Source organism: Vibrio sp. PID17_43, assembly GCF_002608565.1.
Taxonomy (GTDB): Bacteria; Pseudomonadota; Gammaproteobacteria; order Enterobacterales; family Vibrionaceae; genus Vibrio.
In genome coordinates this window covers 107,684-121,770 of sequence record NZ_LIXM01000009.1, presented here as the reverse complement: position 1 = coordinate 121,770, position 14,087 = coordinate 107,684, and the positions used below count along the sequence as shown (strand labels likewise).

The 14,087-nt window shown below is 46.1% G+C and carries 12 protein-coding genes; 10 read left to right on the top strand and 2 right to left on the bottom strand.

Features of this window, described 5'->3' with window-relative positions:
* Positions 1-15 precede the first annotated feature (15 nt).
* Complete coding sequence (locus AK965_RS08455) at positions 16-1,059, bottom strand: ABC transporter permease (RefSeq protein WP_099079192.1); 1,044 nt, start codon at positions 1,057-1,059, stop codon at positions 16-18.
* Position 1,060: 1 nt separating this feature from the next.
* A complete protein-coding gene (locus tag AK965_RS08450; RefSeq protein ID WP_099079191.1) occupies positions 1,061-2,086 on the bottom strand; it encodes an ABC transporter permease subunit in 1,026 nt (341 codons plus the stop codon).
* A gap of 820 nt (positions 2,087-2,906) precedes the next feature.
* On the opposite strand from AK965_RS08450, the gene AK965_RS08445 reads away from it, so the two are divergent.
* From AK965_RS08445 to spoT, 10 genes are all read left to right on the top strand, one after another.
* Positions 2,907-5,507, top strand: a complete 2,601-nt coding sequence (locus AK965_RS08445; RefSeq protein WP_099079190.1) for a TonB-dependent siderophore receptor — start codon at positions 2,907-2,909, stop codon at positions 5,505-5,507.
* Between the two features lie 71 nt (positions 5,508-5,578).
* Entirely contained in the window at positions 5,579-6,343 is a 765-nt protein-coding gene (locus AK965_RS08440; protein ID WP_099079189.1) for a DUF3450 domain-containing protein, read from the top strand.
* A 3-nt stretch (positions 6,344-6,346) separates the two neighbouring features.
* Positions 6,347-7,708 (top strand): MotA/TolQ/ExbB proton channel family protein, encoded by a 1,362-nt coding sequence (locus tag AK965_RS08435; RefSeq protein ID WP_099079188.1) that lies wholly within the window; start codon positions 6,347-6,349, stop codon positions 7,706-7,708.
* A 9-nt stretch (positions 7,709-7,717) separates the two neighbouring features.
* Complete coding sequence (locus AK965_RS08430) at positions 7,718-8,245, top strand: MotA/TolQ/ExbB proton channel family protein (protein ID WP_010445056.1); 528 nt, start codon at positions 7,718-7,720, stop codon at positions 8,243-8,245.
* Positions 8,246-8,270: 25 nt separating this feature from the next.
* Positions 8,271-8,678 (top strand): biopolymer transporter ExbD, encoded by a 408-nt coding sequence (locus AK965_RS08425; RefSeq protein WP_010445055.1) that lies wholly within the window; start codon positions 8,271-8,273, stop codon positions 8,676-8,678.
* Positions 8,679-8,682: 4 nt separating this feature from the next.
* Entirely contained in the window at positions 8,683-9,315 is a 633-nt protein-coding gene (locus AK965_RS08420) for an energy transducer TonB (RefSeq protein ID WP_099079187.1), read from the top strand.
* An 11-nt stretch (positions 9,316-9,326) separates the two neighbouring features.
* A complete protein-coding gene (locus tag AK965_RS08415; protein WP_099079186.1) occupies positions 9,327-10,541 on the top strand; it encodes a lipopolysaccharide assembly protein LapB in 1,215 nt (404 codons plus the stop codon).
* Between the two features lie 324 nt (positions 10,542-10,865).
* Entirely contained in the window at positions 10,866-11,489 is a 624-nt protein-coding gene (gmk, locus tag AK965_RS08410; protein ID WP_099079185.1) for a guanylate kinase, read from the top strand.
* Between the two features lie 163 nt (positions 11,490-11,652).
* Complete coding sequence (gene rpoZ, locus AK965_RS08405; RefSeq protein ID WP_005379346.1) at positions 11,653-11,925, top strand: DNA-directed RNA polymerase subunit omega; 273 nt, start codon at positions 11,653-11,655, stop codon at positions 11,923-11,925.
* Between the two features lie 39 nt (positions 11,926-11,964).
* Entirely contained in the window at positions 11,965-14,085 is a 2,121-nt protein-coding gene (gene spoT, locus AK965_RS08400; RefSeq protein ID WP_099079184.1) for a bifunctional GTP diphosphokinase/guanosine-3',5'-bis pyrophosphate 3'-pyrophosphohydrolase, read from the top strand.
* Positions 14,086-14,087: the final 2 nt, after the last annotated feature.

Below are 14,087 nucleotides of genomic sequence, written 5' to 3'. Positions count from 1 at the left end.
GTTCACGCTGTTCGCTTAAACATAGCGTGTGAATTTTTTCGGGTCGAATGCGGCACGGATTGCTTCACCGATGAAGGTTACCATCACTAAAACGAGAACAATGGAAGTCACAACAGAAGCAACGATCCATGGCGAGTCTAGGTTCGACTTACCTTGTTGCAGCAGTTCACCCCAACTTGGTGTGGGTGGCATCAAACCTAAGCCTAGGTAATCCAGTGCTGTCAGAGCAGTAATGTTTGCTGCAATGGTAAACGGGGCGAGCGTCACGATCATCACCATGGTGTTTGGCAGAATATGGTTAAACAGAATACGACCCGTTGATGCACCTAGTGCACGCGCGGCCATAACATATTCACGCGCGGATTCTTTGTAGGTCATGGTTCGCATGTACCAAGTCATCCCCATCCAACCAAACAGTACGTTGATAGCAACGAATAAGGTGAAGGTAGGTTGAACGATAGAAACCAAGATCATGATGACATACAAGAATGGCACCATCGACCACACTTCGATCAGGCGCTGGACGAACAGGTCAAATTTGCCGCCCCAAAAGCCCATCGCACAGCCTACCGCCGTACCAATTGCGTAAGAGATCGCCATAGTAAGCAAAGCAAATCCCATTGCTGTACGAAAACCATAAACTAGGCGAGCTAAGATATCGCGACCGATCACATCAGTGCCTAAGTAGTGCTTGTTCTCTGCACTTGGCGCTGTTGGTGGAAAATCACCACTAAAATCTTGCTCGTACGGGTTCCAAGGCACAATAGGTAGAATAACGAAGTTGTCGCCGCCTTCCGCTTCAAATACTTTTTGCAGCTCTCGGTAGTCAGCTTCACTAGAAGCAGCCTGACCAAATTCAGAGCCTAGACGGACATCACTAACGACCGGAAAGTAAAAGCTCCCCTCGTACTTAACAACCAGCGCTTTACTGTTGATCAACAGTTCTGCAAACAGAGAAAGGATCAACATGGTGGATAAGATCAGAAACGACCAGTAACCACGCTTAATCTCTTTAAAGTTACGAAATTTCTTTTCAGTTAATGGGCTAACTTTAATCATATTACGCTCCAAACTTCACACGTGGGTCGACTAAAGCAACACAGATATCAGAAACGATATTACCGATAAGCAGCAATACCGCGTTGATTGCCACGATACCCATTACTACAGGGTAGTCACGTTCCATGATGGACTCATAGCCCAACAAACCAATACCATCGATATTGAAAATCACTTCGATAAGGAATGCCCCCGTCATAAAGAACAGAAGCGAATTACCAAAGTGAGAAGCGATAGGAATCAAGCTATTGCGCAGCGCGTGTTTACGTACCGCTTTCTTAAACGGTAAGCCTTTAGCAATTGCAGTACGAATGTAATCTGACGACAAGTTTTCCATCAGGTTGTTTTTCATCGTCATGGTTAGTGTTGCGAAGTCACCAATCAAGTAACAGATCAGAGGCAGTACCGCATGCCACATCACGTCTTTTGCACGTTCAAAGAAGGTTTCATAGTCGTCAAAATCATCACCAACAAAGCCGCCCATAGGGAACCACTCTAAGTGATAGCTAAATAAGGTAATCAGTAAGACACCAACAACATAGCCCGGTAAAGCATAACCAACAAAGATAAGGATGGAAGAAGCTGAATCAAACACCGACCCGTGCTTAAGTGCTTTGTAGTAGCCCAGTGGGATGGAAATAAAATAACTAATAAAGAAGGTCATCCCACCATAAAAAAGTGACACGGGCAGACGCTCTGCAATCATATCGGATACGGGTTCGTAGTAACGCGTCGACTCACCGAGATCGAGCTGAACTAAACGGCTCAACCACTCAACATAAGCTTCAACGACAGGCTTATCCAAGCCATAAAACGCATTCAGCTCGGCAATTTGATCATCAGAAAGCGCGGTATTACCACCCGCAGAGGTCATGGCCGCAGCACCATCCCCTTGAGCCTGCATCTGAGAAAGCATGCGCTCTACGGGGCCACCGGGTACAAAACGTGTGATAGCAAAGATAAGAATGGTTATCCCGAGAAACGTTGGAATGACCAACGCCAATCGGCGTAAAAAGTACGACAGCATATACAACTTGCTCCTTGTCTACTGTGCATTATGAGTCGGCTTCAATCTGGAGATTTCCGAACCCAAATGGTGCTTCTCTATCCCGTAGTAACTAAAGCTGTTGAAACACACTCCCTGCGTTTCAATAACCAGTTTTTTACACTACTGCAATAATTCCAGGCTCATATTTATCTTGATTCTTGTGCAGCTTCAAGTAATTGAAGCTAAAACATGACAAATCCCCACCAGTGTCGAAAAACCGAAATATTTTTGTAAAAAATTATAAAAAACCACAAAATCAATTCATACAGAATATCAACCTGGTCAATCAAGAGCCCACAGAGCGCATAAAAACCCAATTATATCGCATAAAAAAACACCACCCTAAAGTAACATTTGACGCCATAATACGAGTGAGCCCTTTTGTTACAATGGGTATCATATTCTGATACTCATCGACTCAAATACATTAACAATTCCACTATTCTACGAAACTCACCCCGCAGGATAATCCACTATTTCAACGGGAATTCAAAGAGCGATAAACCCAATGAAAATCCATAAGCGAGATAAGTCATTACTGCCGGCAAGAAACACAAAATACGGCATTTTGCCAACATAATACATCGACACTTAACCCACAAATAGATGATAACTCTACACATTTAGTTCACTTTGGTTTTTTACATCATTTTTACATTTCATCATCTCTTTTTACCACTGGTTTGACTTCCTTTTTCCATCTCAGGTATATATGACGTAAGCGTTAACGAAATATTAACGTCATAAAAAAGTCGGTAGGCAACCGACACAAGGAATTATAAGAAACGGAGCAACAAGGATGTCTAAAAACACAACCGCTTTGTCTGTTGCGATTAGTATTGCATTGGGAACAGCAGCAGTGGCCCCAATCGCGGCACAGGCAGAAGAGCAGCAAGTCGAAAAGCTGCAAAAAATGAAAGTGACAGGTTCGCGTATTTCACGCGTGGATGCAGAAGCACCGCAACCTGTAGTTGTATTTGATAAATCAGATATTGAAAATTCGGGTGCCACCAGCATTGCTGAATTCCTACAGGAATCACCGACACTGCTAGGTCCTGGTGCGACAACTCAAAACGAAACATTAACACAGGTTGCAGGTTCAGCAAGTGCTGACTACCGTGGCTTCGGTCAAGATGCTGTTTTGGTTCTACTAAACGGCCGCCGACTACCAAACAACCCTGTAGCAGCTACATTCGTTGACCTTAACCAGCTACCAACGGCCGCGGTTGAGCGTGTAGAAATTCTTAACGATGGCGCATCGGCTATTTATGGTTCTGATGCCATCTCTGGCGTTATCAATATCATCACAAAAACAAGCTATGACGGCTTAACCGTAACAGCAAACCAAGGTATTACCTCAGAAAGTGATGGTGAAAAAACCTCATTTAGCATTGTTGGCGGTAAAACATTTGAAAATGAGTCAAACCTAATGGTTGCCGTCGACTACTTCAAACAAGGCGTAATCAATGCGAGCGATCGTTCATATTCATCTTCAGCTGTCTATGGTGAAAATGATGGACGAAGCCCATATGGATACCCAGCATCGGTTTTTAAATCTGATTGGAGCGAAGCAATGGCTCCATCCGATTGTGCACCAGAGAATACCGTCCCAAGTTTATATGCTGCTGGTGGTACAGAGTGTGTCTATGACTTTGCATCTGACTACCAACTGGTTCCAGAAACAGAGCGTTGGGGGGTGTTTTCTGTCTACACCAAGCCTTTGTCGGATAACCTAACCGCATCCGTACAAGCTCGCTATAACCACGCAAAAACCATCACTTCAAATGCGCCAGCGCCAGGTTTCTTAACTGTAGGGGTCACTCAGGAATTTTTAGATGCGGGTTATTTAGACGGATTTTCAACGAAACCAGAGGTCGGAGATACAGTCTTTGTCGCTAGACGTTGGGTGGAATTTGGTAAACGTGAAAAAGAAAATACCAATGAAACGATCGAGGTGATCGCATCACTGGATGGCTATGCAGAAAGCATTGAAGTGGAATGGCAAGCAGAATTTGGCCATGCTATTGCTCGCGCTAAACAGGTCGGCATCAACGGGCAATTATTTGAAAGTCAAATGACTGAAGGCGTGGCAAGCGGTGATATCAACCCATTTGACCCATCTCAGAACTCAGCCGCAACGGTAGCCAAATATCAACAGGCTCCTGTTCGAAAAGGTGAAGAAAAAATCACTTTCAGTAGCTTTCGAGGCACTGGCGAGTTTACCGATGAGATCAGCTGGGCATCGGGCGTAGAGTCTCGCTTCACTGAGTATTACGACAAAGTGAGTGAGAACTACACAGACATCATTGGTGGTGCAGCAAGCTCAAGTGAGGGTACTCGCTTCAATGCTGCTGCTTATTTCGAGACCGTTTACATCCCGACTGATGAAGTAGAGTTAGGTGCTGCTGCTCGTTATGATTACTACAATGACTTTGGTACTGCGGTAACAGGTAAGCTTTCTGCTGGTTACCGACCTCTAGATACGCTACTTCTTCGTGGCTCTGTTGGTACGGGTTTTAAAGCTCCGGATATGAAAAATTTGTACCTTTCTCAATCTGAAGGGGTGCTTCAAGCAGTCGACACTAAACGCTGCGATGAGGCTTCAGAAGCAGATAAAGAGCAACTATGTAAGAAGTACGAGATCGATTCAGTTTCTGGTGGTAACCCGGATCTTGACCCAGAAAAATCAGTGGCGATAAACCTTGGTTTTGCCTGGGAAATCATTGAAGACCTCTCAGTTACAACGGATTACTGGAACATTAAGGTCGATGACAAAATCACTAGCATCGGTATTCAAGAAATCATCAATAATGAAAGTGAATACGGCGACTTAATCTCTCGAGATCCTGTTTCAGGAAAAATTGACCAAGTAACAGACATTCTCCAAAACGTAGCAAAAGAACAAGGTCAAGGCTTAGATATCTCTATTCGATACCTACTAGACACTGATTTTGGTGAGTTTAAAACCGATGTCAGTGCGGCGCACTTGATTTCATTTGAACGCAGCAAAGGCGTTACAGGCATCATGTGTGAAGAAGCTGGCACATATGGCGAGCCAAAATGGAAAGGCAGTGCAGGTGTAGCATGGAACCTTAATAATTTCAATGCATTTACCCGTGTCAATTACATCGGTGAATACAAAGATAACGGCACAGGACGCAGCGCTGATAGCTGTGGTTACAAAGACCCGGATTCAGTGAAAACGGTTGATGCTTACACCACAGTAGATCTACGCACAGGTTACGACTTCCAACAAGGTACAACCGTAAACTTTGGTGTTAAGAACGTATTCGATGAAGCGCCTCCGTTCACAAGTGAAGCTACATGGCCTTGGTACAACCAATCGCTATCTAGCCCATTTGGTCGCTACTTCTATTTAGAAGCTTCACATTCATTCTAATAAAACCTTTGGCGCAGGAGCTTTTCCTGCGCCCTATTCGACTGACTTAATACACTGACAAGGATGCTACTATGACGTTAAAGGAATTTGGCGTAAGTGCAGTTACTGCCGCGATTTTATCAGTAAGTGGCGCAGCGTTTGCTGCCGACTCTGGTACGGTCGTCGCTAACCAAGCAAAAACCACGAAGTCTTCTCAGGCTTCACAGCAAAAAATCGACAACTATGCTGAAAGTGCTGAAAGCATGCTGGCCGAGTACAAAGGTCTTCTGCGTCAAATCGACAGCATGAAAGTCTACAATGAGCAGATTAACCGCATGGTTCAATCACAGCAGGGAGAGCTGGACTCATTAAATAACCAAATCGCTCAAATTGATCAGACTGCAACCGAAGTTGTACCGCTGACTCTTAAGATGATCGATGCTCTCGATGAATTCGTGACACTTGATCTACCTTTCCAAAAAGAAGAGCGTAATAAACGTGTAACTGAACTACGTGACCTAATGGATCGCGCAGACGTTACCACTTCAGAAAAATTCCGTAAGGTGATGGAAGCGTATCAAATCGAAGAAGGCTTCTCTCGCTCAATTGAATCTTACAAAGCCAGCCTAGAACGCAACGGCGAGACTGTAACTTACGACTTCCTACGTATCGGTCGTACTGCGCTTCTATTCCAATCTCCGGACGGCGGTGAAACAGGCATGTGGAATCAACAGACCCGCCAATGGGAATCACTACCTGAAAACTACCGTATCGCTGTACAGCAAGGCCTTCGCATCGCTAAGAAGCAAGCGCCACCAGCCTTGATCAAACTGCCTGTATTTGCTGGGGAGGAATAAGAAATGAAAGGATTCAAAACTCTAGCCGCTGGCCTACTAGCGAGCTTATTCATGATTTCAGGTGCACAAGCTGAAGCACCACAAAACCTTTCTGAGCTACTGAAAAACGTCAAGTCAGAGAGTATTGTTGAATCAAAAGAGAACAAAGAACGTGAAGCGGCGTTCAAGCGTGACCGCGATCAGCAAGCTGCGTTACTGCAGCAAGCTCGTCAAGAGTTAGCATCGCAGCAAGCGCTAGGTGATCAACTAAAAACCACGTTTGATGAAAACGACAAGCAGTTGACTGAGCTAACCGAAACACTACGCGTTCGTTCTGGTACGCTAGGCGAGATGTTTGGTGTCGTTCGTCAGTACGCGGGTGAATTTAAAGGTCTGTTTGCTGCCTCTCAAAACGCAGTTCAATTCCCAGAGCGTAATGAACTGCTAGCGAAACTTGCCGAAAGTAAAGAACTCCCATCAACGCAAGAGCTTGAAGCGTTTTGGCACACAATCCTACAACAAGTCGTGGCTTCAGGTGACACAACAACCACACCAGCAACCGTTGTATACGGTGAAGGTAAAGAAGCAGTACGTGACGTCACTCTAGTGGGTGAGTTCAACGCAATCGCAGATGGCAAGTACGTTACTTACGTCCCTCAAACAGGTAAGTTCGAAGAACTATCGCGTCAGCCTCGCAAAAACATCACTCGTCATGTTGGCGGTTTTGAAGCGGCAGACGGCACTTACGAACCACTGTTTATCGACCCATCTCGTGGTGTGATTCTGTCTCTACTAGTCCAAAGCCCTACCGTTCAGGAACGTATTGACCAAGGTGGTATCGTTGGTTACGTAATCCTCGCTATGGGTGCTGTTGGTGCATTGATTGCACTTGCTTGTTACCTACGCCTATTGGTTATTGGTGGCAAGATGCGTAAGCAAGCGAAATCAGACACCGTTATTCCTGGCAACCCTCTAGGTGAAGTTATCCAAGCTTACCAAGAGCACAAAGGTGACAACCTTGAAGATCTTGAAGCGAAACTGGACGAAATCATCCTACGTAATGCACCGAGCATTGAACGCTTTATCAGCTCAATCAAACTGTTCGCTTCTGTAGCACCACTTCTAGGTCTACTGGGTACGGTGATGGGTATGATCGGTACGTTCCAAGCCATCACCCTATTTGGTACAGGTGATCCGAAGCTAATGGCTGGCGGTATCTCTGAAGCACTTGTTACTACGATGCTTGGTCTGGTTGTCGCAATTCCTCTACTGTTCCTGTACACCATCGTACACAGTAAAGGTCGTCGTTTGGTTCAAACTCTTGAAGAACAGAGTGCAGGCTTCATCGCTCGCTATCAGGAAAAACTGCATAAAGCCGAAAGCTAAGGAGGCATTATGTGGTGGTTAGTTGGAGAACTTGAATCAATTAGGCGCTTCTTGGGAATGGGTGGCGACGTACTTGTCGTCATCTTTATCCTCAGCTTCATGTTGTGGGCAGTATTGCTAGAACGTTGGTTTTACTTCGCTGCCGTCGCTCCAAAAGCAATGAAAAAAGCCGTTAGCTTTTGGGAAGAGCGCTCAGAACATAAAAGCTGGAACGCTAAGATGATCCGACAAGAAATCGTTTCTCGTCAGGATATTGAGAATAAGAAAGGGCTGCCAATCGTTAAGGTACTGATTGCACTTTGTCCCCTACTTGGTCTACTCGGCACTGTTGTCGGTATGATTCAAGTATTCGATATCTTAGCGGTTACAGGTACAGGAAGCCCTCGAGCAATGGCCTCGGGGATCTCAAAGGCAACAATCCCAACATTAGCGGGAATGGTGGCTTCTCTATCAGGACTTTTCTTTAGTACTCGTCTTGATCATTTAGCCAGAGTCACCACGCAGAAGCTTGAAGACAAGCTAAAGCACATTGCCTGAGTAAACGGAATTAGAGGTATAGGTCATGAAGAGACGCTATAGCAGTGATAGTAGCGAAGAAGCCGCTATCGATATGACACCGATGCTAGACATCGTATTCATCATGTTGATCTTCTTTATCGTAACAACATCGTTTGTTAAAGAAGCAGGTCTAGAAGTAAATCGTCCTACGGCAAGCTCCGCGCAAACCGTTAAGAAAGGTAACATCATGGTTGCCATCGGCGCAGCCGGAGATGTTTGGGTTGATAAGCGCCGTATCGAAGTTGATGCTGTACGTGCCAACATCGAACGTCTACGTGCTGAAAGCCCAGATGGTGCGGTTGTTATCCAAGCGGATACAGAAGCTAATGCTGGCGTAGTCGTGAAGGTAATGGACCAGATTAAGATGGCAGGTGTAGAAAGCATCTCCATTGCCGCAACCAATAAGGATTAAGCTTATGCGGTATCTGGCCTCAATTGCACTGGCGCTCATTGTCTCCCTCGGATTGTTCTGGGGGATGGACAAGCTAGTAAACAAAGAGCGCCACGAGCTAGTGTCGAATGAAGACCTTCGTATGGTGGAATTTATTCGCATTAAACCGGACGAAAAAATACAGGAGAAGAAACGCGAACTCCCGAAACCACCACCGCCTAAGCGACCGCCGCCACCTCCAGAGATGAAGGTTACGTCGACTGTTAAGCCGGTGATGGATCAAATTCCAATGGATATGCCAAAGCTGGACTTGCCGGTCAATGTAACCGGTGGCTCAGTACTCGGTCACTACACCCAAGGTGGCGGTGCTCAAATGGCAGGCAGCGGAGGCCCAGTTCCTCTTGCGACATTCCAACCGCAAATGCCGCGTAAAGCAGCTAGAGCAGGAATTGAAAAAGGTATTGTACTGATCGAATTTACCGTTAACGAGCGTGGCAGTGTTCAGGACGTCAAAGTACTGAAAGAAACACCACGTAAGTTAGGGTTAGGTAAAGCGGCGAGAAAAACCGTGTCTAAATGGACCTTTAAACCGAAAATGGTGGATGGTAAGCCGGTTGCCTCTCGCCTTTCTCAAGAGATCGAGTTCTCTACCAACTAAGGAGTCGCAATATGAAAGCATACACAAAATTGTTGGCTTCTCTGGTGTTTATTTCAGGCGCGTATTGCGCGCCTGTTTTTGCCAGTAATCCAGAGCTGTCAAACAGAACGTTCAAAACCGTAAATAAGGTACAAGAACTCATAGCAACAGAGCAGTACTCTGAAGCAATTGCAAAACTAGATTCCGCACTAGAAAGTTCAAGCAAAAAACCTTATGACAGAGCGGTCTTACTGCAACAAAAAGGCTTTCTGTTTTCTCTGCAAGACAACTACCCCAAAGCGGCTAGTTACTTTGCTAAGTCATTGGAATTAAATGCACTCCCTACACCTATTGCACAGCAAGTCCGTTACAGCCTTGCTCAACTGTATTTGGCTGAAGGGCAGTTCAAAAAATCCATCAAGACGATGAACGAGTGGTTCAAAATTGCGGAAACAACCGAAGAAAAGCCACAAGCACACGCTTACATCACGTTAGCCAGCGCCTATATTCAACTAGATGACTACAAAAACGCGATTCCGCCAACCAAGAAGGCGATCGCATTGAGTAAAAACCCTAGTGAATCTTGGTACCAATTGCTGATGTCAGCCCACTACGAACTCAAGCAGTTTAAGAGTGTTGCTGGTGTGCTGAAAATTCTGACCACTAAGTATCCAAAAAACAAACGTTACTGGACGCAGTTATCTGGTATCTACATGGAACTTAATCAGGAGCGAAACGCACTTTCTACGTTAGAAATGGCACATAAAATGGGCCTATTTGATAAAGAGAAAGAGTACTTACGCTTAGTCAACTTTCAAGCTTACCAAGGTGTACCCTACCGTGCGGCCAAGACGTTGAAAGAGGCGATAGAACAAGGCCATGTTGATGGTAACGTCGACAACTTAGAGAAGTTAGGTGAGTTTTGGCAACAAGCTCAAGAGCTTGGGTTCTCGATTGAGGTCTACCAGCAAGCCTACCGACTTGCGCCAAAGGCAAAGACTCAGATCAAAATTGCCCGCTTAATGGTCTTGGATAAGCAGTATGTGGCGGCCACAAAGTTTGCCAAGAATATCGCCCCCGACGCCAATCGTGAGCAGAAGGGTGAGCTGAATTACATTCGTGGTATGGCTTACTTTGAATTGAACCAACCGGGCAACGCACTCAAAGCGATGAAAAGTGCCGCTCAATCTCCGGACATGAAAGCAGCAGCGAACCCTTGGATTAACTTCCTCGAGTCGCAAGGCTAATTTGACGTAGATATAAATGTAAGTCGCAAGCGAATTTATCCGATTGCACCGAAAATTAAGTGTGAGTCAGTCGCACGCCTGGGGAAGTGAAAGCTTCCCCTTTTTTCGTTTCTATATTCAATCACGACAGCAAATCAAAGTTCCAAAAGATCGGCTGGCAACAAATAGGAGATCGTGATACTCTTCGCCTCCATTTTTCTGGCGAGATTATCACCAACCTCAAATCCATTTGGTGGCTGACTCTTAAATGCCAGTGCTATCGTTATAAACTGTCGAGTCTATCCTTCGGCATTCACTCAATCCAACCAAAAGTGGAACAGTACAATGGGCAAAGGTACTCTCTATATCGTATCTGCACCTAGCGGCGCAGGTAAATCTAGCTTGATCTCAGCAATGTTGGAACGTAACCCAACGTACGCAATGAAAGTGTCTGTGTCTCACACCACTCGTGGCATGCGCCCAGGCGAAGAGAACGGTATTCACTACCACTTCGTAGCAAAAGAAGAGTTTGAAGCTCTGATTGCACAAGGCGACTTCTTAGAGTACGCAGAAGTGTTTGGTAACTACTACGGCACATCACGCGTATGGATTGAAGAAACGCTAAACAAAGGCATCGACGTTTTCCTAGACATCGACTGGCAAGGCGCGCGTCAAATCCGCGAGCAAATGCCAGAAGCGAGAAGCATCTTTATCCTGCCACCATCAAATGGTGAGCTAGAGCGCCGTCTAAACACTCGTGGTCAAGACAGCGAAGAAGTGATCGCAAAACGCATGGCAGAAGCCAAGTCAGAAATCTCGCACTACAACGAGTACGATTACGTGATCGTAAACGACGATTTCGATACGGCATTGATGGACTTTAAAGCCATCCTACGTGCGGAAAGATTGAAGCAAGAAAAACAAGCTGCTAAATATAAAGGTATGCTTGATGCGCTTCTAGCAGAGTAATTCTGCACTAAAATACAAATTTTCGCTTCTTTATTACGGTAAGGAAGCTTATATTGCTTATATAGAAAGTCATTGTTGTTGCACGTCTTATCGCTAGTAAATATTACGCTGAGACTGTATACTTTCTCGTCATTCAAAATTTAGTTAACTATTTGGAGTCCTCATGGCACGCGTAACTGTTCAAGACGCTGTTGAAAAAGTTGGCAACCGTTTCGACCTAGTACTGATTGCGGCTCGCCGCGCTCGTCAAATGCAAACTGGCGGTAAAGATGCACTAGTGCCAGAAGAGAACGATAAGCCAACGGTTATCGCTCTACGCGAAATCGAAGAAGGTTTAATTACTAAAGAAGTTCTAGACGCTCGCGAACGTCAAGAACAACAAGAACAAGAAGCGGCAGAGCTAGCGGCAGTAAGCAGCATCGCTCACAACCGTTAATTCTGGCTTTAGAATTCAACAACCTCCCGGGCCTATAATTTGTATCTATTTGATAGCCTCAAAGACGTTGCCCAAGAATACCTAACAGAGCCTCAAATTGAGGCTCTGCGTCAATCTTATGTGGTAGCGAGAGATGCCCATGAAGGGCAAACCCGTTCAAGCGGGGAACCATATATCATCCACCCCGTCGCTGTTGCTCGTATCTTAGCTGAGATGCGTCTTGATATCGAAACCCTCCAAGCTGCTTTACTGCATGACGTCATCGAAGACTGTGACGTAACCAAAGAAGATCTCGAAGAGAAGTTCGGCACGACCGTCGCAGAATTGGTTGATGGTGTCTCTAAACTGGACAAACTCAAATTCCGCGATAGAAAAGAGGCGCAAGCTGAGAACTTCCGTAAGATGGTTCTGGCGATGGTGCAAGACATCCGCGTTATTTTGATCAAACTGGCTGACCGTACGCACAACATGCGCACGCTAGGCGCACTTCGCCCAGATAAAAAGCGTCGCATTGCTCGTGAAACCCTCGAGATCTACTCGCCACTGGCTCACCGTCTTGGTATTCACAATATCAAAACAGAACTCGAAGAGCTTGGTTTTGAAGCGCTTTACCCGAACCGCTACCGTGTTCTAAAAGAAGTGGTACGAGCGGCACGTGGTAATCGTAAAGAGATGATCCAACGTATCCACAGCGAGATTGAAGGTCGACTGCAAGATGTGGGTTTAAATGCTCGCGTGTTGGGCCGTGAAAAGAACCTGTTCTCCATCTACAACAAGATGAAGACCAAAGAACAGCGCTTTCACACCATCATGGATATCTACGCCTTCCGAGTGGTTGTTGATACGCCGGATACCTGCTATCGCGTGTTAGGCCAAGTGCATAGCTTGTATAAGCCACGCCCGAGCCGCATGAAAGATTACATCGCGGTACCAAAAGCGAACGGCTACCAATCGCTGCACACTTCAATGGTTGGTCCTCACGGCGTGCCGGTTGAGGTCCAAATCCGTACCGAAGATATGGATCAAATGGCGGATAAAGGGGTCGCGGCTCACTGGTCTTACAAAGACAAAGGCGAAAAGTCTGGCACTACAGCACAAGTGAAAGCACAGCGTTGGATGCAAAGCTTACTTGAGCTACAACAAAGTGCAGGTAACTCGTTCGAATTCATCGAAAACGTAAAATCCGATCTGTTTCCTGATGAGATTTACGTCTTCACGCCAAAAGGCCGCATTGTCGAATTACCATTAGGCGCAACAGCCGTTGACTTCGCTTACGCGGTGCATACTGACGTGGGCAACTCATGCGTTGGTGCTCGTGTAGACCGTAATCCTTACCCACTGAGTAAGGCGCTGAAAAACGGTCAAACGGTGGAAATCATCAGCGCGCCGGGGGCTCGCCCAAATGCCGCATGGCTAAACTACGTGGTGACATCGCGTGCCCGCACCAAGATCCGTCAAGTATTGAAGACCATGCGTCGTGAAGAGTCGATTACGCTTGGGCGTCGTCTGCTAAACCATGCACTAGGTCGACACTCGATTGATTCTATCTACCCTGAAAATATCCAGGAAGTTTTAGCGGATCTACGCCTAGAAAGCGTCGATGATCTGTTAGCCGCGATTGGTTTGGGCGAATTAATGAGTATCGTCATCGCTCGTCGTTTGTTGGGTGATACGGAAGAGCTCACCACGACAAGCTCCATTCCAACCGACTCGAAGAAAAAGCTGCCAATTCGTGGGGCTGAAGGCATATTACTGACCTTCGCTAACTGCTGTCACCCGATCCCGGATGACCATATCATTGCGCACGTATCACCGGGTCGTGGCTTAGTGGTTCACCGAGAAACGTGTCCAAACGTACGTGGTTACCAAAGAGAGCCAGACAAGTACATGGCCGTCGCTTGGTCTGAGGATTACGACAAAGAGTTCATTGCTGAACTGAAAGTCGACATGCTCAATCACCAAGGTGCCCTTGCTGAGTTAACCAATGTGATTTCGAAAACAGGCTCGAACATCCATGGTCTCTCGACGGAGGAACGCGACGGACGTTTGTATACCGTTACGGTACTGCTCACCACCAAAGACCGTGTTCATCTTGCTAGTATCATGCGAAAAATCAAAGCGATGCCACAGGCGACACGCGTCAGACGCAGAAAGAACTAACC